Raw genomic sequence first — 18,520 nt, 5'->3', positions numbered from 1 at the left:
GGGGCGACCTTGAGCCTCCTCACAACGCTTGCGGGTCTCAACATTGCCGCTACTTTCCCGCTGGAGTCTTCGCCCTTTGCTTCAATCACCAGCTAGGAACCTTTTTTAATATCAATTATTATGACTTGGTACTAATTTTAACGCATTCTATTCGGAATGACAATACATAAATGCCTATTTTGCTCGTGGGTTAAGCTTTTGGACCAATGCCTATCCCAATTTATTTAGACGGCATACTATAGTTTCAGAGGGGGATAAATGCTGATTAGGTGAGGTGAAAATCATGAGTGATGAACAAAAAAACGTGGACAGTGAAATAGAAGTCGACCCTTTTACTAGAATGATGTTTGGAATTCCGCCTAGACGACAAACTGCTGAAAATAAAACGGAGAGTCCTTCTGATAATAAGGCTGGGGTAGATTACTACGCGCTTATGGAGCAAGTAGACTCCATTATGGATTCCGTCAATAAATTGAAGCCAATGATAAAGGAATTTTCTCCAATCCTGGATTACTTCAAGAAATAATTTTGGCTTAGGCAAAAAGGACTATCCAGCAAATCTCCCCTGGATAGTCCCATTTTTCATTCCATATCTAAAGCATTTTGTTTCCCAAGCTCATATGCTTCATCCATCACTTTTGTCAGTAAAGAGACAAGCGGTTGGATATGTTGAGGCTGTAGTTCCAAACCTGTTTCATCCAGCATTTGTTTTGCTTCCGGTAAATATTTCATTGCTATAGCCATATACTGCATTGTTCTATCTTGTTCCATTTTTGTACCTACTTTCTATTTTTCGTTTGGCAATAAGCCCGTAGTTTTATAATCCTCGATTTGTTGTTTAATACTAGCCTGGTATTCCTCACTTACAAGCGGACTGAAGGTGCCAAGAGAAATGACATCATCTTTAAAATCAAAGGAAAGGTTGCCAGATTTCAATTCTCCTGCAAAGAAACGACTTGCCACCAATTCATACAATGCAGGAACATGCTGAATGGTACTGGTTAGTACAGTGTTCTCCCCTAAATCTGACTGATCTGAGACAAATCCTACCGCATACAAACCCTGTTCCTTTAGACTATTAATAACAGGCACATTAAATCCATCACCTGCAGGATACACCACATCCACCTCTTGTTCAACCATATCATCAAGCACTTCCAATGCCTTATCAGGGTCATTCCAGTCTTGGGTGTACCTTATTAAAACCTTTGCATCAGGATTTTCATGCAAGACACCTTCAAAGAATCCGTCCACTTCAGGTTGCCATTCAAACGCAGCAATAATACCAATCGTATTGGTTTTTGTCATATGACCAGCTACCATTCCGCCAAAAAAGCCCATGGCATTTGCTTCAAAATTTAAGCTTGTGACATTGTCACCCTGCACTTGGGAATTAAAACACACAAAATGTATTTCGGGATAATCTGAAGAAATCTGATCGAATGTTTGTGCATATTCGCTACCATGCCCGAACACCAAGGTTACACCGTCTTTATGAAACTCTTTTACCGCTTCTCTAATCGCTGAATCAGTATGTATGCCTTCTTTATAATATACATCCAGGTCATATTTCGTTTGAATCCGCAACAGCCCTTTATAGCCCTTTGTTCCCCAAACCTGATCACTTATTGTATCTGGGACCAACAAACCGACTTTTTGATCTCCACTCTCAGGAGTAGTTTGTCCACATGCCGTTAATAAAAGTATGAATAGTATGAATACCATTGATTTTTTCATGTATGTACCACCCCCTAGTGCCTATAAGGATTGCCCCTCTGAGTCTGTTTCTTAATCTTCCTTTTATATTGTACATGCTTTGGAGTTAAAGGAAAAGTTAATATTCTGTTAAAGCGTTTTAAAAAGAGGGGCCAGGCTCTATTATTTCATCTTTAATTTCTGATGCATCTGTTCTTTTTGTGCTTCTATGCCTTCTTTAACCGTACGGCGCTGCTGCACTTTGATCGTTGTTAATTTTTGTACTTCTTCCGGTTCAACTGAAGTTAAAAAGGTAAGGTTTAGTTCCCTCATCAATTCTTCCATTGCTTGTGGGTTATCATTTTGAAAAAGGACCTCTTCCTCCTTTTCATCTCGGGTAATATAGTGATAGATAGCTTCTGCCACATCCTCAACAAACAGGACATCTTGATCTTTGACTGCTAGAGGTACAGATTCATTTTGTACTAGTTCTTCCATTAATCTTTTATGAACTGCTTCCTCTTCTTGCTGCCATGGACCATATATCATTGGCAAGTAAATCGTATAGCATGAGTTCTCTGTCCTATCATTCACCTTTCTCATAACCTGTTGTCTAAATTCACTATTCAACGACATTTTGCGATAAGAAGAGATAAAGACGATTTTCTTCGCGTTTTCGGCTAATTCCATATAGCGCCTTTGTTCGTTGGCATCTAATTGATCTACCCCGTCTAGAAAATAAAACACCACATCCATGTGTTGGTTTAATGAACGGCGACTCTGATAATAAAAGAATGCATTTCGTCCAATTCCCATTAACATCTCTTCTGATCTCTCATCCATTTTCTCCGACCATATTATCCCTGTCACTTCTACTTCTTTCGTAATCAGATATTGACAAAGGGCGAAACCAACTTGTGTGGTGGCTCCAATAACCACTGCATTTTTCATCATTTTATTATTCCACCCATCTTCATTGATATTGTATCCTTATGCAAAAAAACAAAATTATAGTCCCTATTCCAAGTGTGCGGAATGGGACTTTTTATAGTTCTTGTTCATATTTTTTAAAGAACTGGCATATGGATGGACCGTAGGAATAGCGTTTTTCTACGAGGTGATAAGCAACTGTAATCGGTGACTGATTCTTCGACCGCAACTCTTCGTATCTTTTGCAATGAAGATTAGGGTCGAACGTAAAGTTTGTGGTGGTCTGCCAAATTTTCACCGGTATGGAGCTTTCTTGAAACTGGCAAAGATTCGGTATGCCGTGAAATGCTTCCAGTTCTTTTACCGGCACATTATATGCCTTTGCGATTTCATTTTTGACCTTCTTATAGAAGAACTTTCTGTCTTTCTCCTGTGCAAGTTGTGCATGTAAGTCCATGCAAGGGTTGATGAAGGCAACAGATCGAATTTGTCCTTTTAACTCCTCCATCAGCTGCAAGGCCGTCAACGCCCCCATCCCTTCTGCGATAATATGGATCTTATTATTCAAGATTTCCTGTTTCATGATGATATGATAAAGTTGTTTGGCCAAAAGTACAGATTGGCCGCTGCCCCAGTGAGCTCCATGCAGGTTGGAATAAAACAGTGTATATCCACATTTCAGTATTTCTTCTACTATTTTATTTCGCCCGATATGCTGCACCCACAGGCTATTATTTTCATCAACGAAATGGTTGGCATCTCCAATGATAAGACAGCCGAAACCATTCGGTTTTTCTGGCACATGTACGGCATTCCATTGACCGCCCATTTGAAAAAAGCGTTGATTTAAGCTCATCTCACTCATTTCCCCCATTTCACAAACTCATATATCGTATGCTATGTAGAAAAGTTCTGTTATGACAGAGTCAAAAGGCCACTTTTCCATAATTTTTACCCGAAACTTGCTTCTTAAAAAAAGAAAAAGGAAGGCGTCAAAACCTAATCCCTTCCCACTTCATCATATTGAAGCTCTTCTCTCAGATTATCCAAAGTACGCTGGCCAAGCTCCGTTAAATTACTCCCCTCTTGATCCAACAACAATTTCAATTCAAGAAGCTTTTCATTACTATTCACCATTTAACAACCCCTTTTTCGACTAAGTTAAACATATTTACATTTATTATATGTTGCGTTTGTGGTAAAATATCCTCTGAATGAGTTTTGAAAAAATGAATGGAGGGGGAGTCACAATGCGCGCATTTTGGACTATTTTTTGGTCACTTCTTCTTATAAACATGGTTTCTTATGTTGTTGCTAACATGCAGGGTGATACATATAACTACGTATTAGCTTCAATCATAGCGGTCGTTTTCGCTGTATTAGTCATGCTGATCGGGGAAGCGCTACCAAACGATCCGGTAGAAAAGCACTAATATTTGTAAAAAAAGAACTTGCTCCCAGAGACAAGTTCTTTTTTTGTACTTATTATTATTTGTCACTGATAATGAGTTTTCCTTCTTCTACTTCAATAAATATTTCTTGAAAATCTTGGATGCTCCCTTTAATTATTTCTTTTGCAATAAGAGTTTCGATATGTTTTTGAATAAATCTCTTTAACGGCCTGGCTCCGAACGCTGGATCGTAGGCACTGTCTGCGATGTATCGTTTTGCCTCTTCAGATAGTCTTAATGACAAATGCTTGTCCTCCAGGCGTCTTTGTAAATCCCGAATCATTTTTTCCACTATCAATCCCATTTCGTTTTTGGACAATGGAGAAAAGATGACGGTATCGTCTATTCGATTCAATAATTCAGGTCTAAAATGACTTCTTAATTGCTGAATCACTTTTTGCTTCATGTCCTCCGTCAGCATGTCCCCTGCATGTTCCAATAAAGTTTGGGAGCCGATATTTGAAGTCATGATAATAACCGTATTTTTAAAGTCGACGGTTTTTCCTTGTGAATCTGTAATTCTTCCGTCATCTAACATTTGAAGAAGAATATTGAACACTTCTGGATGCGCTTTTTCCACTTCATCCAGTAAAATGACAGAATAAGGTTTCCTTCTCACCGCTTCTGTCAATTGCCCCCCCTCTTCATAGCCAACATAGCCAGGAGGAGCTCCAATCAGCCTTGATACCGCATGTTTTTCCATATACTCTGACATATCAATGCGGATGATTTGTTCTTCACTATCAAAAAGTGACTGTGCAAGTGCTCTGGCAAGCTCTGTTTTCCCTACACCTGTAGGACCCAGGAAAATGAAAGAGCCGATTGGACGGTTTGGATCTTTGATTCCTGCTCTTGCACGAATGACTGCTTCAGATACCAACTGAACGGCTTCTTCCTGACCAACAACTCGTTCATGGAGAATTTCCTCTAGTTTCAAGAGTTTCTCCCTTTCTCCTTCCACAAGCTTTGTAACAGGTATGCCCGTCCATTTTGCCACAATCCCAGCTATCTCCTCTTCTGTTACTTCTTCTCTGAGAAGTTGGTTTGAATCTTTCTTCTGTTTGGCTTTTTCCTCTAGTTGCAACAGCTCTTTTTCCAGACTCGGTATTTTCCCGTGCCTTAGTTCTGCCGCCTTGTTCAGATCATAATTATTTTCAGCTGTTTCCAGATCTCGCTTGGATTTCTCCAATTCCTCTCGTTTAACTCTGACCAGCTGAATATCATCTTTCTCCAGCTGCCACTGAGCTTTCATGGCTGAGGCTTTTTCTTTAAGGTTGGCTAATTCCTGCTGAAGTTGCATTAATCTTTCCTTACTTGCCTGATCCTTCTCTTTCTTTAATGCGGCCTCCTCGATTTCCAGTTGCATTACCCTCCTCGTCACTTCATCAAGTTCTGATGGCATGGAGTCAATCTCGGTCCGAATCATCGCACAAGCTTCATCGACCAGGTCAATTGCCTTATCTGGTAAAAAGCGTTCAGAGATGTAGCGGTTTGATAGGACCGCCGCTGAAACGATCGCGCGGTCGTGGATATTCACACCATGATGTATTTCAAAACGTTCCTTTAGCCCACGTAAAATAGAGATGGTATCTTCTACGGTAGGTTCTTGGACAAGCACCTGTTGAAAACGGCGCTCTAACGCCGGATCTTTTTCAATGTACTGTCTATGTTCATTCAGTGTTGTAGCACCTATACAGTGCAATTCACCGCGTGCAAGCATCGGTTTGAGCATATTGCCCGCGTCCATAGAACCTTCTGTCTTACCCGCTCCGACAATCGTGTGCAGTTCATCAATGAAAAGCAGAATCTGCCCGTCGCTTTTCTTTATTTCCTGCAACACTGCTTTTAGACGTTCTTCAAACTCTCCTCTATATTTTGCACCGGCTACTAGTGAGCTTAAGTCGAGTGAAAAAATAGTTTTATCCTTTAAGCCATCTGGAACGTCCTTTCTTACAATACGTTGCGCTAGCCCTTCAACAATGGCGGTTTTTCCGACACCAGGTTCCCCGATAAGAACAGGGTTGTTTTTTGTTTTTCTTGAAAGGATCCTGATAACCCTTCGAATTTCTTGATCACGTCCAATTACCGGATCAAGCTTGCCGCTTTTCACCTCTTCTATTAAATCTCTACCATATTTTTTCAAAGCCTCATATGTAGATTCCGGTTCTTTGGAAGTCACTCGTTGGTTCCCCCTTATTTCTTGAATAGCCGCCTTTAGCCTTTCTTCCGTAATGTTATGGGTGTTGCTTATTTTTTTCAATGCATGTGTCGTGGTGTTATGAAATAAGGCAAGCAGTATATGTTCAATGGATAAATAATCATCCTCCCATTCTGTTTTCCATTCATCGGCTTTTTTGAAAGTTTGGTTCAGTGAATTGCTTATATAGGCATCGCTAGTTGCGCCGCTTACTTCAGGCTTTGATTTCAGGAGATTATTTAAACCGGATTGAAGTGCCTGAGTATCTACTTTTATCTTTTTCAGGACTCTTTCTGTAAGCCCCTCATATTGTTGAAGCAATGCAAGAAGAAGATGCTCATGTTCAATTTGCTGATGATTCATCTTTTCAGCAACACTCTTGGCCATCACAACGGCTTCTTGGAGCTTGGTGGTCATTTGGTTGATGTTCATATTTGAGATCACTCCTTTATATTATTTTCTACGTATCAATCCATCTAAAGGTTTCCTCATTTAATATCCAAAAAAGCCACCCTCTCATAAAGAGGATGACTTAATAGTTACGGACGGCGCTTTTTCGCCCATAGGCGATTGTGGTTGGAAGTTTCGGGAAAAGTGTCCCCGGCTTTTAGGTTTACCTTCTGAGGATTTTTGACTCCGCTACCGGTCTCACCTATTTCTAAATAAATGCCGTTATTGGGCGCTTTTTGACCCGGTCTGAATTGATGATTCTGTCCCATACGATTACCTCCTATAGTCAGATCAGTAAATTCTAAGACGTACCGTAAAATGAGATGAAACTATCTCCCTTTTATCGTTCCCAAGATGTCTTATTTCATGTCTCCATCCATCAAAGGTCCTGTCATCCATTATTAAGCAATTGTCAATACTTCATGTTTAGATGCCAGGTCAATAAAATGGCCCATCCCGCTGATTTCTCCGCTTATGAGCTGTTTTTCCACCTCATAGTGGTCCACACATGTTTTACAAGCATATACAGGAACACCAGCTTCATGAATTTCTTTTAAGTGGACAGATACGAGTGATTCTTCCGTTAACGTGTAAACCCCTGTATTCATCAGGAAAATTGCCTCTGGCTTATCTTCTCGTTGCTTTAGAATGGTAAAAAAAGTTTCTAGGACACCTTCACCTAAAGCTTCATCGCCTTTACCCAATTGATTGGAACTGACAAGTATCACTTTGTTTTTCATGACAAGTTCTCCCCTTCCACTCTACAATCTTTTTTTAGTCCGTAACGTTCAATGCTATCTTTGCCAGACGAGACATACGATCTTTGCTCCACGGCGGGTTGAATGTGATGTTTACGTCTACATCATTAATTTCCTCCAATGGTGCCAGCTTCTTTTTCACATCCTCCACAATTTCCCCTGCAAGCGGGCAACCGATAGAGGTTAAAGTCATGGTGATCTCCACATTATTGGATGGATCAATATCCACATCATAAACTAGTCCAAGATTGACAATGTCAACACCTAGTTCTGGATCTTCGACTTCCTCCAAAATTTCCATTACTTTATCTTTTAATGCTTCCTGCATGATATCTCTCCTTTTCACGTTCACTTTGCTGAAGATGTTCGGCAAACCAATCCACAGTAGCCAGCACACCTTCCCTGCTTACTTTATGATCTGCATATTCATCCACGATGACCTTTATATTGTTTGGCTTATTTTTATAATAACCTTTATTGACATTTACAAACGTCAAGAGAGGATCAATCGGCACCTCTGTGTCACGTTTTCCATGCCAGCACAACAAAGGCCGCACGTTAAGGGATGATGGGTCGCTTGCCAGGTCATATGGTTTTAATTTAGCATAGTATGATTCCAATTGCTCATCTGAAAATGGTAATGCAAACCCTGCCTCAAGGAACTTGTCCACTTTGTACCGCGCAAAATCCTGATAGCTTGGACAGCCCATTAAACTGACAGCCGCTTTAATCCAAGGGTATCTTTTCAAAGCACCGAAAGTTACAATCCCACCCATGGAGGTACCTGCAACTCCAATATCCGCTTCATCGGATAATCCAGATTCAGTGAGATGATTTTTAATTAGTTCTATTTCATGCACAGTTTGTATGACTATTTCCCAGAATGCCTGCATCATCTGTTGACTTTTCAAACCGCTATCCCTATCTCCATGATGGATGCAATCGGGAAGTATTACCCTGAAACCTTTTTCGGCTAAAAGGTAGGCATAATGCAGATTATTTTCCTTTACACTTTGAAAGCCATGTACAAAGATAACAGTTGGCTTCGTATTTGAAAAGGATTCTGCTTCACATACATGTAGAAAGGAAACAGCACCTGTCTTCTGCTTGACGACATTAATCATCTTACATCCCCCAGTCCAATTTTTACCGCATTTTTCCTATTTAATATTCTCTTGTCTAGTTTAACATGTAGACAATCAAATTTGAAAAAGGTTACACTTGAATTAGAAATATTTTTATGTTCACAAAAGGAGTTTGATATGGTGGAAAAGCATCTAATTGCAGTGGATTTAGACGGAACATTATTGACAGATGACAAAAAAATATCCAAACGAAATAAAATAGCCCTTCAAAAAGCAATGGAGCAAGGGCATGAAGTCGTCATTGCAACCGGACGTCCATACAGAGCAAGTATTATGTATTATGAAGAAATGAACCTTACTTCCCCTATCGTTAATTTTAACGGTGCATTTGTGCATTACCCCGGCAATGATGATTGGGGAATTTATCATGAGCCCCTTTCCATTGAAACGGTAAAAGAAATTGTGGAAATAAGTGAAAAATACAACATACATAATATTTTGGCAGAAGTAATGGATGATGTGTATTTTCACTTTCATGATGAGAAATTGCTAGATATATTCGGCTTTGGCAATCCAAAGATCGAGACCGGTGACCTGAGAAAAGTATTAAAAAGGGACCCTACGTGTATTCTTATTCATGCAAGTGAGGACGAAGTGCCAAAAATTCGAGAATACCTTTCTGAAGTTCATGCAGAAGTGATCGATCACAGACGATGGGCAGCACCATGGCACGTTATTGAGCTTGTGCGAACAGGTATGAATAAAGCTGTGGGACTACAAAGAGTTGCCGAGCATTACAATATCCCCAAGGAGAACATCATTGCTTTTGGCGACGAAGACAACGATTATGAAATGATTGAGTATGCCGGCACTGGTGTTGCAATGGGCAATGCCATTGACGGCCTTAAAGAAAAAGCCAACGAAATCACATTAAGCAATGAAGAAGATGGGATTGCTGTCTTCCTAGAAAAAAAACTAAAGCTGTAACACCAATATTTGCCCTTATAGAAAGCACCGTTTTTACTTAGACTACATAATGGACAAGTGATTGTCCGATATGAAAAGGGGGCTTTCATAATGGGTAGAAGCAGCAAATCAAAACGTTTTGTTCAGCAGGGTAAAAATTCTGTACAGCTTCATGACCAACAAATCCCTTATCACCTAACGATGGAACAAGCAGAAGAGCGCAAAGCACATCAAGCAGAACGTAATTCTCTTGGAGGGATATAATCATGGGAAACCAATTATTCCAATCAGCTCGTGAAGCCGTGATGAATGTAGTAAAGGGCAAACATGATGCTGCACCTGAGCATAACCATAAACATGATTATTCATCTGAAATCGACTCGAATTCGATGAGTGTTGCCAAAAACGCATTATCCTCCGCTTATGCAAATTCAAACGAAGCTGAAAAAGCACAGCTTCGCGAATTGCAGGAAGAACTTTTCAACAGTCAACAAGATAAGTAACACACGAAAACAGCGCACAAGCCTTAGAGCTTATGCGCTGTTTTTTAATCTTTTCTGAAAAAGCCGAAAATCCCAGTAGTCTGTACGATATTAGTGAAAGCATTTGGATCCGCTTCTTTTAAAATTCGCTCCAAATCATACATCTCATAACGGGTAATAACAATCATCAGCATTTCCTTATCTTCTCCGGTAAATGCCCCCCGTGCCGGAACAGCCGTAATACCACGCACCATTTTCGCATGGATGGCTTCTTTTACCGCCTGCCCTTTCTTCGTGATAATCATCGCAGTCAGCTTCTCATGTCTCGTATGGATCGCATCAATAACACGAGTGGAAGCGTAAAGCGTCACAAGCGTATATAATGCTTTTTCCCAACCAAATATAAGACCCGCTGTCACAATAATCACCGCATTAAGTGCAAAGAAATATGTTCCGACTGGCTTGTCCTTCATGCGGGATAAAATCATGGCGATGATATCCAAACCACCAGTAGAAGCTCCCCACTTAAGCGTCAAACCAACACCAACCGCAGCAATCACACCACCAAATACGGCATTAAGTAAAATGTCGTCATTAAAGCTGTAAATAGGAACAACTTCTAAGAAAAACGACATCAGAAAAACACTTAAGAAACTATAAATAGTAAAAGAGCGCCCTACCTTTTTCCAAGCTAAAATCGTTACAGGTATGTTAAGTAGCAATAACGTGATACCTGTAGAAACCGTGAAAGGAAGAAAATCTTCTGATATACGGAAAATCAGCTGGGATACGCCAGTAAATCCACTTGCATAAACATCAGCCGGTATCAAAAAGAAATTCATTGCAATTGCGTTTAAAAAAGCTCCCACTAATACGATCAATACCTTTTTTACATGTTGTTGTACATTCATTTGGCCAAAAACCTCCTAACAGCCTGCTGTCTTATTTTATGTATTTTTCCTCTTTTTACCCTTCCGAAACGATAATCTCGAATTTCTTTTCTTGAAGAGTGATTCATTAATGGGTAAACTTGAAAAAAGGAGCATTATTCCTCTAATGGAAGGAACGTTAAATTTTCCACTCGGCTTAACCCATGCTTGTAAGTATAGTAAAGAAGGTGACCTTATGACAATAAGAATTATTGCAGATAGTGCCAGCGACTTACATAAAACGTTTTACGCAGACGATATGATTGATCTTATTCCGTTAAAAGTACTGTTTGGCGAGACCGAATATGAGGACATGGTCACGATTGATTCTTCCCAGGTATATGATGCGATGCGCCGTGGCGAAGTGGTCAAAACATCACAAGCCTCACCGGTATTCATGAAAGAATTGTTTACAGAAGTAGCCAAGAAAAATGAAACGGCTATCTATGTCGCATTTTCTTCCGAATTATCTGGCACATATCAGACTGCCGTACTCATGCAAAACGAAGTATTAGAAGAATACCCTGAGCTCGACTTAACTATTATCGATTCCAAGTGTGCGTCATTAGGATATGGACTTGTCGTGAAAAAAGCTGCTGAACTGGCAAGCGCCGGGGCTTCTAAAGAAGAAGTTTTAACTGCCGTGAATTATGATATTACCCACATGGAGCATGTGTTCACAGTGGACAATTTAGATTATTTGGCACGTGGCGGTCGCGTTAGCAAAGCCTCTGCATTTGTCGGAGGACTTCTAAATATCAAGCCTTTGCTTCATATGGAAGACGGAAAGTTAGTACCCCTGGAGAAGATTCGTGGCCGAAAGAAGGTACTTCGCCGTATGGTGGAAGTCATGCGGGCCCGTAATGGTTTTGACACGTTGGGCCAACGAATCGGAATAAGCCATGGAGACGACCTTGCTACCGCAGAAGCGTTAAAAGAAATGATTATGGAGTCTTGTGATTGTGAAGATTTCACCATCACTTCCATCGGTTCCGCAGTAGGAGCTCATGCAGGTCCGGGAACCATCGCCTTATTCTTCCTCAACGGGAAAAAAGCGTAACACATAACTTTATGCAAGCAGGACAACCTATTCCTATCTTTTTCAGAAAGGGGTAGGTTTTTCTATGCCACATACAAGCGATAACGACAAAAAAGCGAAAGACAACAACGCAAAGCGCCACGAAAAGAACATGCAACGTAAGAAGAATGAACAAAAGGGCGAGCGTCAGTATTCGAAGACGACGGATCATTTGTAGGAATTTATATATATGGTGGGAGTCGCTTCTGTTTGCAGGGGCGGCTTTTTTAGTGGGAGGGTCGACAATTTTAGGTGGGGCGGTGGGGTAGAGCAGCGTTTAAAGCGCTTCTATTAGACAGTTCGCCGGGATGGTTGACTGTTCGGGCCTATAGGACCGTTCTATTAGACAGTTCGCTCGGATTGTTGGCGGTTCGAGCTTATAGAACCGTTCTATTAGACAGTTCGCTCGGATTGTTGGCGGTTCGAGCTTATAGGACCGTTCTATTAGACAGCTCGCTCGGATTGTTGGCGGTTCGAGCTTATAGAACCGTTCTATTAGACAGTTCGCTCGGATTGTTGGCGGTTCGAGCTTATAGGACCGTTCTATTAGACAGCTCGCTCGGATTGTTGACGGTTCGGGCCTATAGAACAATTCTAAGTGACCGTTTTCCACCAAAACCATCCTCCCCCAAAACAAAAACAGCCCAATAGTCCCCTAATGAGCTGTAAACCCGGCGTAGCCGAACACACTTTTAATTTTCTTCTTCTTTCTTATATGTCCAACCCTCGGACTGACGGATCATACCTTGCTTCAATAGCTTGCCCATTGCACGTTTGAATGCGGCTTTGCTGATATTGAACTGCTCTTTTATGTCCTCAGGGGCACTTTTATCGCTGTAAGGCATCGCTCCGCCTCTTAGCTCAAGATAGTCCATGATAACCTGTGCATCTTCATCCATTGCTTCTTGTTTTCGTGGCAATAGAGATACATTGATGGTTCCGTCATCCTTCACATCAATTATCCTTCCTTCCACTACCTGGCCCAACCTAGGCTCTTCCTTGCGTTCTGAGTTATGGATAAAGCCCACATACCCCTCATTGGAGATCATATAGCTGCCAACTTTTAATAAGCGATAGATGGTCCCTTGAATATTTTGATTAAGGATATTAGAGGGTGCTTCAATAGATCTGTCTAACATTACGTCTTGTGTAGCAAGTTTTCCGATCAATTTTCCACGACGGTCCGTTTTGACACGGCACAGCAAATGGTCGCCAACTTGTGGCCAAATTTCTTCAAATACAGGGAGATCATCTGCTGGGATAAGGGCATCTTTTGCGATTCCGATGTTTATGAAAACGCCAAGGCCCGGCAGCGGCTCCACCACTTCCATCCACTCATGCCCGTTAAGACCTTTTGGGATGGTCATGGTAGCTGTGATGCGGCTCTTTTGGTCAGAGTATAAGAAAACCTCCACCGTCTCATCTTCCCCTAATTCCCTTGTCGCTTCATTTTTATGAAGAAGGATAGTCTCTTCTCCATCTGTTAGCATATATCCAAGCGGCGTCTCGCGATCAACCGTCAATTCTAAAACCGTACCTGTTTGCATCATTTCGTTATACCTTCCTTTTTGCCCATTATTATCATCAACATTCGCATACTATATGAATGCTGGAGTTTGTTATGTAAAGTGTACATGACTTTGATTAAGTTGTCCAAATCGCTTTATTCTACTATAATTAGGAACAGAAAGCGATATTTTTCTTACAATTACCATTTGGTAAAATTTTTAAACCTATGATGGAGGGATTTCCATGGCAAAAGAAAGTTCTTTTGATATTGTTTCAAAAGTAGATTTATCCGAAGTGACAAACGCTATAAATATTGCGTTGAAAGAGATTCAAAACCGATTTGACTTTAAAGGTTCTGTCAGTGACATCAAGTTAGAAAAAGAAGAGCTTGTTCTTCTTTCAGACAGTGAATTTAAATTGGATCAATTGAAAGATGTAATGGTTAGTAAAATGATTAAGCGAAATGTCCCGACGAAAAATATTCAATACGGTAAGATTGAGGATGCTTCTAAGGGTGCAGTTCGTCAGCGCGGTAAGCTTGTTCAAGGAATTGATAAAGAAAATACGAAAAAAATAAACACAATCATCAAAAATTCCGGGTTAAAAGTAAAAACTCAAATTCAGGATGACCAAGTGCGTGTAACAGGTAAGAATCGTGATGACCTTCAACAGGTAATTGCTGCTCTTCGTGAGGCGGACTTGGATATTGATTTGCAATTTGTAAACTACCGTTAAAAAACTACCTACATATATACCCCCGTCCAAAAAGTGACGGGGGTATTTTATTTTCTTAAACAAATTGTCCCATAATCAGTTCATCCGAATACGTTCCGTCCTCAAATTTAACATGCCTTTCTTTTCTTCCTTCCACTTTAAATCCAAGCTTTTCGTACACATGGATAGCCCGTTCGTTGTGGGCGAATACTTCTAGGCATACTTTTTCTATATCTTCATCCTCTTTTGCCCAATCAAGCATTCTATGTATCATCTTGCTTCCTAACCCATTGTTGCAGAATTCATCTTGAATGCTGATGCCAAACATACAGATATGGTTTACTCTTTTTCTTGAACCCTTAGTAGCGTTTAGCATACCGACAATTGTTGAATCTTGTTCTGCTACAAGGATCAGGTGGCCTTTGTCCATGTTATCTTGGAGCCACTGGACTTCCTGCTCGAGGGTTACCTTGAATTCTTCTGGAGCTGTTAACAGGTTGCGACCTTCACCATATACTTTTTTAGCATGCTTCAAGAGCGCTTGTGCATCTTCTATTCTTGCTTCTCTTATTATCATTTAACCTCTCCCCCCTTTCACCCTTTGGATAAATTATAGGCGCTTTTCTCATAATAGAAAAGATTATTGGAGGTGCTTTTTATGACAAATCAACAGAAACAAACGCTCCCCCCACAACATCAAAACCAGCAACCTGGCATAGAATTTGCTATGTCACCAAAGCCCAAATCAGAGGATCTGACCTATAAAGGCAGCGGAAAATTAAAGGAAAAGGTCGCGATCATCACTGGTGGGGACAGCGGAATCGGCAGGGCTGTCGCCATTTATTATGCAAAAGAAGGTGCAGACATTGTCGTCGTCTATTTAAATGAACACGAAGATGCAAAGGAGACGCAAAATCAGGTTATGGCGGAAGGGCGGAAGTGTCACTTGATGGCAGGCGATATTGGGGAAGAATCTTTTTGCAAGCAAATTGTTGATGAAACCATCGCGAATTTCAGTAAAATAGACATCCTTGTCAACAATGCCGCAGAGCAGCATCCACAGGAAAGCATTGAGGATATTACGGCAGAACAACTAGAGAAAACGTTTCGGACAAATATTTTCTCCTTTTTCTATTTAACGAAGGCTGCTCTACCTTTTTTGACAAGCGGAAGTTCCATTATCAATACAGCATCTGTGACAGCTTATGCGGGTAATGAACTGTTGGTCGATTATTCCGCCACCAAAGGGGCAATAGTGGCATTCACACGCTCCCTTGCTCTGCAACTGGTTGAAAAAGGGATAAGAGTGAACGGCGTAGCACCAGGACCTATCTGGACTCCACTGATTCCGTCGACGTTTTCTAGCGGTAAGGTTGCGAGTTTTGGAGCAAATACACCTATGAAACGTCCCGGACAACCAGAAGAAGTGGCACCAAGCTATGTGTTTTTAGCGAGTGATGACGCTTCTTACATGACCGGACAGATGCTCCATGTGAATGGCGGGAAAATTGTGAACGGGTAAAGCCCATTTCTAATAAAAAATGCCAACCCCTACGTCAGAGGCCGGCATCAATTATTATTTCGTCATATCCTTACATGTCTGGCGCTTCACCATTGTATGAGGAATGATGATTCGCTTTGTCGGCTCAGACGGATCTTTTACCTTTTGGATCAGTGTCTTGGCTGCCTGGAAACCGAGCTGAAAAATGTTGATGTCCACAGATGTCAATGGCGGACGCGCCACTTCTGCTAATAAGACGTTATTAAAGCTTACAATGGACATCTGATCTGGGACGGAAATCCCTATGTCATGCAACGTGTTAAGGATACCAAGTGACATGAGATCATCGGAAACAACCAGTGCTGTAGGGGGCTCTTCCAATGAAAGAAGCTCGGAAATCGCTTCTTGTCCACCTTCTTTTAAGAACTCTTCATGGATGATGTATTCATCCTTGTATTGGATTCCTGCGTCCCTGATTGCTTTTTCGTATCCTAGCAGACGATCTATGGTCACTACCAATTGGATACTTCCTCCGACAAATGCCACTCTTTTATGACCAAGGCTGATTAGATGCTGTGTCGCTTCTTTGGCGGCACGGTAATTGTCATTATCAACATGGGTGATCTCTTCTACCTGTTCAAAAGGCTTGCCGATCACGACGAAAGGAAAGCATTCTTTTTGCAGATACTTGATGATTTTATCTTCTACTGCCGAATATAGAAGGATGATTCCATCAACGCGACGGCCTTGAACCATCTGCATTACACCTTCTAGAATCTCGTTACCAGTTACGCCTGTTGACATATGAAGTGCATATTGTTTTTCATGTGCGGCGGTGCTGATTCCTCTAAGCACCTCCGGAAAAAATGGGTTTTGAAATGTTTTATCTGCTGATGCCGGCATCACAAGTCCGATAACTTGTGTGGATTGATTAGCCAAGCTCCTGGCAATAAAGTTTGGATGATATCCAAGCTCTTCCATTGCTTCTCTCACGCGCTTTTTTGTTTTTTCACTTATACGTGGATTGTTCGCGATAACGCGAGAAACTGTGGAAGGTGCCACATTGGCAATTCTCGCAACATCTTTTATAGTAACTGCCATGCACCTGTCCCTCCCCTCATTAATTGGAAACGCATACAACATTCATAGTACCCTTCCCCCTATGGAGGAGTTAGGCACCTTATTTATTGTTCTTTCTCTTTCTTCTAATTATTGCAGCTGCAATAAAAGCAATAAAACCACCGTAAATTACGGCCATTGCACTGACAAAACCGACATTAATACCTGAATCTTCTTTCACGGTATAGATCTCTGCAGTTTCTCTTTCTAGTCCGATAGTATATTTGCCGTCGGAATTACGAACTAATTCGTCTCCCAACGTACCCCGTAATTCAAGATTTTCTCCAACAAGATCAGCATCAATTGGTGCTACTTGTGTTTCACTGGAATTATTGATCGCAACGAAGGTGATTTCTCCTTCGTATTCACGTTTGATCACGGCCATGGCGTTATCGTTATACACCATTTCATATGTGCCGTGTGTCAAGCTTGGCATGGTTTTACGCAACTCTGCAAGCTTCGTAATATAATCAATAAGCTCTTTATCCGCTCTAAAGTTCATATCTCTGCGGTTATCTGGATCTTCTCCGCCGTCAAGTGCTATTTCGGTCCCATAATACATGATCGGGATACCTGGAGTGGTGTACATATAGGCCAATGCCAGCTTTAAACGTGTTGGCGGATGCTGTTTCTTTTTGATAGCCGCTCTGGTGAATCGTTCTACATCATGATTGTCCAGGAACGTTCCAAGGACATAAGGGTTATCATATAGGTTTTGCTTGTTTTTAAACAGTGTATCCAATCGTCCCAATGATTCGTCAGGTCCAGAAAACACCCGTGTAAGTTCATTATATGTTGGGAAATCTACAAACGAATCAATCCCTGTTTCTTGATAACTAGCCACATAGTTCGGGTCATCGTGCCATACTTCCCCTATCAAGAAGAAATCTTCTTTAACTGACTTTACTTCCTCCGTAAACTCTTTCCAGAAATCTTTAGGAACATGTTTTACGGTATCAAGTCTGTAGCCGTCAATGTCCGTTTCTTCAATCCACCATTTTGCCATATCGATCAGGTACTTTCGGGTTTCAGGGTTTTCTTGATTTAAATCTGGAAGCCCATAAATCCAGCCCTTTTCCACCTGCTCTTGATCGTCCCAGTTTCGGATAGGCTCATTAGGATGAAACCAGTCTTGCTTGTCTTCTTCATTTAACCAGGCGTGTTGGTAACCAGTATGATTGACAACAAGATCCACGATAATTTTCATGTCTCTTTTATGTGCTTCTTTTACTAGTTCTTTGAATTCTTCCAATGTACCGAAATGTTCTTCTGTATTATAGAAGTCTTCCGTCCAATAGCCATGGTACCCTTTTTCTTCATTTTGGACGATAGGAGTCAACCAAAGGGCTGTAAATCCCATGTCCTTTAAGTAATCTAGCTTTTCTGTAATCCCTTTGAAATCTCCGCCGTGGTATGCTTTCGGGTCGTCACGGTTCACCTCAAAGTCATTAGAGATGTCACCATTGTTAAATCGGTCAATCATTATAAAATAAATAATCTCATCTTGCCATGCGTGTTCTTCTTTTTCAGCTTTTACAGGTTGAACGGGTGGAACAAACCATGCAGAAAAAAGAAGAAACGGAACGAGAATGAGCCCCATCACTCTTTTCATCAATTCCGCTTCCCTCCCTTAAATCGTTTTAGTAGTGTAGTTTA

At 41.0% G+C, this 18,520-nt stretch carries 25 protein-coding genes; 10 read left to right on the top strand and 15 right to left on the bottom strand.

The features are described from left to right. Positions 1-283 precede the first annotated feature (283 nt). Positions 284-526: a hypothetical protein gene (locus LG307_RS06875; protein WP_404449268.1), complete on the top strand. Its 243-nt coding sequence runs from the start codon at positions 284-286 to the stop codon at positions 524-526. A 56-nt stretch (positions 527-582) separates the two neighbouring features. On the opposite strand, the gene LG307_RS06870 is transcribed toward LG307_RS06875, so the two are convergent. From LG307_RS06870 to LG307_RS06850, 5 genes are all read right to left on the bottom strand, one after another. After that, complete coding sequence (locus LG307_RS06870; RefSeq protein ID WP_404449267.1) at positions 583-771, bottom strand: ComZ family protein; 189 nt, start codon at positions 769-771, stop codon at positions 583-585. 15 nt (positions 772-786) lie between these two features. After that, positions 787-1,737, bottom strand: coding sequence for a BMP family ABC transporter substrate-binding protein (locus LG307_RS06865; protein WP_404449266.1), 951 nt, complete (start codon positions 1,735-1,737; stop codon positions 787-789). Between the two features lie 141 nt (positions 1,738-1,878). Further along, complete coding sequence (locus LG307_RS06860) at positions 1,879-2,649, bottom strand: hypothetical protein (protein WP_404449265.1); 771 nt, start codon at positions 2,647-2,649, stop codon at positions 1,879-1,881. A gap of 91 nt (positions 2,650-2,740) precedes the next feature. Next, on the bottom strand, positions 2,741-3,481 hold the full coding sequence (locus LG307_RS06855) for a hypothetical protein (protein ID WP_404449264.1): 741 nt from the start codon (positions 3,479-3,481) through the stop codon (positions 2,741-2,743). 143 nt (positions 3,482-3,624) lie between these two features. Further along, positions 3,625-3,762: a hypothetical protein gene (locus LG307_RS06850; protein ID WP_404449263.1), complete on the bottom strand. Its 138-nt coding sequence runs from the start codon at positions 3,760-3,762 to the stop codon at positions 3,625-3,627. Positions 3,763-3,875: 113 nt separating this feature from the next. Between LG307_RS06850 and LG307_RS06845 the strand changes: the two genes are divergently transcribed. Continuing rightward, the gene (locus tag LG307_RS06845; RefSeq protein WP_404449261.1) at positions 3,876-4,058 is read left to right on the top strand and encodes a YjzD family protein; all 183 of its coding nucleotides are present in this window, start codon (positions 3,876-3,878) and stop codon (positions 4,056-4,058) included. A 55-nt stretch (positions 4,059-4,113) separates the two neighbouring features. Here the strand turns inward: LG307_RS06845 and clpB are convergent, their stop codons facing one another. The 5 genes from clpB to LG307_RS06820 all read right to left on the bottom strand — a co-directional run bounded on the left by clpB (position 4,114) and on the right by LG307_RS06820 (position 8,605). Beyond that, positions 4,114-6,705, bottom strand: a complete 2,592-nt coding sequence (gene clpB / locus LG307_RS06840; protein ID WP_404449259.1) for an ATP-dependent chaperone ClpB — start codon at positions 6,703-6,705, stop codon at positions 4,114-4,116. Between the two features lie 107 nt (positions 6,706-6,812). Then, on the bottom strand, positions 6,813-6,992 hold the full coding sequence (locus tag LG307_RS06835; protein WP_064100841.1) for a YjzC family protein: 180 nt from the start codon (positions 6,990-6,992) through the stop codon (positions 6,813-6,815). 132 nt (positions 6,993-7,124) lie between these two features. Beyond that, entirely contained in the window at positions 7,125-7,463 is a 339-nt protein-coding gene (locus LG307_RS06830; protein WP_223492762.1) for a DsrE family protein, read from the bottom strand. A 34-nt stretch (positions 7,464-7,497) separates the two neighbouring features. Further along, on the bottom strand, positions 7,498-7,809 hold the full coding sequence (locus tag LG307_RS06825) for a metal-sulfur cluster assembly factor (RefSeq protein ID WP_404449257.1): 312 nt from the start codon (positions 7,807-7,809) through the stop codon (positions 7,498-7,500). After that, entirely contained in the window at positions 7,787-8,605 is an 819-nt protein-coding gene (locus LG307_RS06820) for an alpha/beta fold hydrolase (RefSeq protein ID WP_404449255.1), read from the bottom strand. Before LG307_RS06820 ends, LG307_RS06825 begins: the two co-directional genes overlap by 23 nt. Positions 8,606-8,746: 141 nt before the next feature. On the opposite strand from LG307_RS06820, the gene LG307_RS06815 reads away from it, so the two are divergent. From LG307_RS06815 to LG307_RS06805, 3 genes are all read left to right on the top strand, one after another. Next, a complete protein-coding gene (locus tag LG307_RS06815; RefSeq protein WP_404450400.1) occupies positions 8,747-9,553 on the top strand; it encodes a Cof-type HAD-IIB family hydrolase in 807 nt (268 codons plus the stop codon). A gap of 90 nt (positions 9,554-9,643) precedes the next feature. Next, positions 9,644-9,796 (top strand): hypothetical protein, encoded by a 153-nt coding sequence (locus tag LG307_RS06810; protein ID WP_010192046.1) that lies wholly within the window; start codon positions 9,644-9,646, stop codon positions 9,794-9,796. 2 nt (positions 9,797-9,798) lie between these two features. Further along, complete coding sequence (locus tag LG307_RS06805) at positions 9,799-10,035, top strand: DUF3813 domain-containing protein (RefSeq protein ID WP_404449253.1); 237 nt, start codon at positions 9,799-9,801, stop codon at positions 10,033-10,035. Positions 10,036-10,079: 44 nt separating this feature from the next. Here the strand turns inward: LG307_RS06805 and LG307_RS06800 are convergent, their stop codons facing one another. Continuing rightward, complete coding sequence (locus tag LG307_RS06800; RefSeq protein ID WP_404449252.1) at positions 10,080-10,925, bottom strand: YitT family protein; 846 nt, start codon at positions 10,923-10,925, stop codon at positions 10,080-10,082. Positions 10,926-11,139: 214 nt separating this feature from the next. On the opposite strand from LG307_RS06800, the gene LG307_RS06795 reads away from it, so the two are divergent. The 3 genes from LG307_RS06795 (at position 11,140) to LG307_RS06785 (ending at position 12,672) form a co-directional block, all read left to right on the top strand. After that, a complete protein-coding gene (locus LG307_RS06795) occupies positions 11,140-12,003 on the top strand; it encodes a DegV family protein (protein ID WP_404449250.1) in 864 nt (287 codons plus the stop codon). A 64-nt stretch (positions 12,004-12,067) separates the two neighbouring features. After that, positions 12,068-12,199, top strand: a complete 132-nt coding sequence (locus LG307_RS06790; protein WP_404449249.1) for a DUF3941 domain-containing protein — start codon at positions 12,068-12,070, stop codon at positions 12,197-12,199. Between the two features lie 74 nt (positions 12,200-12,273). Next, a complete protein-coding gene (locus tag LG307_RS06785; RefSeq protein ID WP_404449247.1) occupies positions 12,274-12,672 on the top strand; it encodes a hypothetical protein in 399 nt (132 codons plus the stop codon). A 41-nt stretch (positions 12,673-12,713) separates the two neighbouring features. Here the strand turns inward: LG307_RS06785 and LG307_RS06780 are convergent, their stop codons facing one another. Next, positions 12,714-13,568: a S1 RNA-binding domain-containing protein gene (locus tag LG307_RS06780; protein WP_404450399.1), complete on the bottom strand. Its 855-nt coding sequence runs from the start codon at positions 13,566-13,568 to the stop codon at positions 12,714-12,716. Between the two features lie 205 nt (positions 13,569-13,773). Between LG307_RS06780 and LG307_RS06775 the strand changes: the two genes are divergently transcribed. Then, complete coding sequence (locus tag LG307_RS06775; RefSeq protein ID WP_404449246.1) at positions 13,774-14,265, top strand: YajQ family cyclic di-GMP-binding protein; 492 nt, start codon at positions 13,774-13,776, stop codon at positions 14,263-14,265. Between the two features lie 55 nt (positions 14,266-14,320). Here the strand turns inward: LG307_RS06775 and LG307_RS06770 are convergent, their stop codons facing one another. After that, positions 14,321-14,821, bottom strand: coding sequence for a GNAT family N-acetyltransferase (locus LG307_RS06770; RefSeq protein ID WP_404449244.1), 501 nt, complete (start codon positions 14,819-14,821; stop codon positions 14,321-14,323). A gap of 81 nt (positions 14,822-14,902) precedes the next feature. Here LG307_RS06770 and LG307_RS06765 point away from each other — a divergent pair, with 81 nt between their 5' ends. After that, positions 14,903-15,766, top strand: coding sequence for an SDR family oxidoreductase (locus LG307_RS06765; protein ID WP_404449243.1), 864 nt, complete (start codon positions 14,903-14,905; stop codon positions 15,764-15,766). A 54-nt stretch (positions 15,767-15,820) separates the two neighbouring features. On the opposite strand, the gene LG307_RS06760 is transcribed toward LG307_RS06765, so the two are convergent. Together LG307_RS06760 and LG307_RS06755 are read right to left on the bottom strand one after the other, a co-directional pair. After that, the gene (locus LG307_RS06760) at positions 15,821-16,846 is read right to left on the bottom strand and encodes a LacI family DNA-binding transcriptional regulator (protein ID WP_404449241.1); all 1,026 of its coding nucleotides are present in this window, start codon (positions 16,844-16,846) and stop codon (positions 15,821-15,823) included. A 79-nt stretch (positions 16,847-16,925) separates the two neighbouring features. Continuing rightward, on the bottom strand, positions 16,926-18,476 hold the full coding sequence (locus tag LG307_RS06755; RefSeq protein ID WP_404450398.1) for an alpha-amylase family glycosyl hydrolase: 1,551 nt from the start codon (positions 18,474-18,476) through the stop codon (positions 16,926-16,928). Between the last annotated feature and the right edge of the window lie 44 nt (positions 18,477-18,520).

It is taken from the genome of Sutcliffiella horikoshii (genome assembly GCF_044809035.1).
Lineage (GTDB): Bacteria > Bacillota > Bacilli > Bacillales > Bacillaceae_I > Sutcliffiella_A > Sutcliffiella_A horikoshii_G.
Note: the sequence above shows the minus strand (reverse complement) of the source record. Positions and strands in the feature narration are given on the sequence as shown.

Coding starts and splice junctions, on each gene's coding strand:
- LG307_RS06875 (WP_404449268.1), top strand. CDS start 284: ATGAGTGATGAACAAAAAAACGTGGACAGTGAAATAGAAGTCGACCCT.
- LG307_RS06870 (WP_404449267.1), bottom strand. CDS start 771: ATGGAACAAGATAGAACAATGCAGTATATGGCTATAGCAATGAAATAT.
- LG307_RS06865 (WP_404449266.1), bottom strand. CDS start 1,737: ATGAAAAAATCAATGGTATTCATACTATTCATACTTTTATTAACGGCA.
- LG307_RS06860 (WP_404449265.1), bottom strand. CDS start 2,649: ATGATGAAAAATGCAGTGGTTATTGGAGCCACCACACAAGTTGGTTTC.
- LG307_RS06855 (WP_404449264.1), bottom strand. CDS start 3,481: ATGAGCTTAAATCAACGCTTTTTTCAAATGGGCGGTCAATGGAATGCC.
- LG307_RS06850 (WP_404449263.1), bottom strand. CDS start 3,762: ATGGTGAATAGTAATGAAAAGCTTCTTGAATTGAAATTGTTGTTGGAT.
- LG307_RS06845 (WP_404449261.1), top strand. CDS start 3,876: ATGCGCGCATTTTGGACTATTTTTTGGTCACTTCTTCTTATAAACATG.
- clpB (WP_404449259.1), bottom strand. CDS start 6,705: ATGAACATCAACCAAATGACCACCAAGCTCCAAGAAGCCGTTGTGATG.
- LG307_RS06835 (WP_064100841.1), bottom strand. CDS start 6,992: ATGGGACAGAATCATCAATTCAGACCGGGTCAAAAAGCGCCCAATAAC.
- LG307_RS06830 (WP_223492762.1), bottom strand. CDS start 7,463: ATGAAAAACAAAGTGATACTTGTCAGTTCCAATCAATTGGGTAAAGGC.
- LG307_RS06825 (WP_404449257.1), bottom strand. CDS start 7,809: ATGCAGGAAGCATTAAAAGATAAAGTAATGGAAATTTTGGAGGAAGTC.
- LG307_RS06820 (WP_404449255.1), bottom strand. CDS start 8,605: ATGATTAATGTCGTCAAGCAGAAGACAGGTGCTGTTTCCTTTCTACAT.
- LG307_RS06810 (WP_010192046.1), top strand. CDS start 9,644: ATGGGTAGAAGCAGCAAATCAAAACGTTTTGTTCAGCAGGGTAAAAAT.
- LG307_RS06805 (WP_404449253.1), top strand. CDS start 9,799: ATGGGAAACCAATTATTCCAATCAGCTCGTGAAGCCGTGATGAATGTA.
- LG307_RS06800 (WP_404449252.1), bottom strand. CDS start 10,925: ATGAATGTACAACAACATGTAAAAAAGGTATTGATCGTATTAGTGGGA.
- LG307_RS06795 (WP_404449250.1), top strand. CDS start 11,140: ATGACAATAAGAATTATTGCAGATAGTGCCAGCGACTTACATAAAACG.
- LG307_RS06790 (WP_404449249.1), top strand. CDS start 12,068: ATGCCACATACAAGCGATAACGACAAAAAAGCGAAAGACAACAACGCA.
- LG307_RS06780 (WP_404450399.1), bottom strand. CDS start 13,568: ATGCAAACAGGTACGGTTTTAGAATTGACGGTTGATCGCGAGACGCCG.
- LG307_RS06775 (WP_404449246.1), top strand. CDS start 13,774: ATGGCAAAAGAAAGTTCTTTTGATATTGTTTCAAAAGTAGATTTATCC.
- LG307_RS06770 (WP_404449244.1), bottom strand. CDS start 14,821: ATGATAATAAGAGAAGCAAGAATAGAAGATGCACAAGCGCTCTTGAAG.
- LG307_RS06765 (WP_404449243.1), top strand. CDS start 14,903: ATGACAAATCAACAGAAACAAACGCTCCCCCCACAACATCAAAACCAG.
- LG307_RS06760 (WP_404449241.1), bottom strand. CDS start 16,846: ATGGCAGTTACTATAAAAGATGTTGCGAGAATTGCCAATGTGGCACCT.
- LG307_RS06755 (WP_404450398.1), bottom strand. CDS start 18,476: ATGAAAAGAGTGATGGGGCTCATTCTCGTTCCGTTTCTTCTTTTTTCT.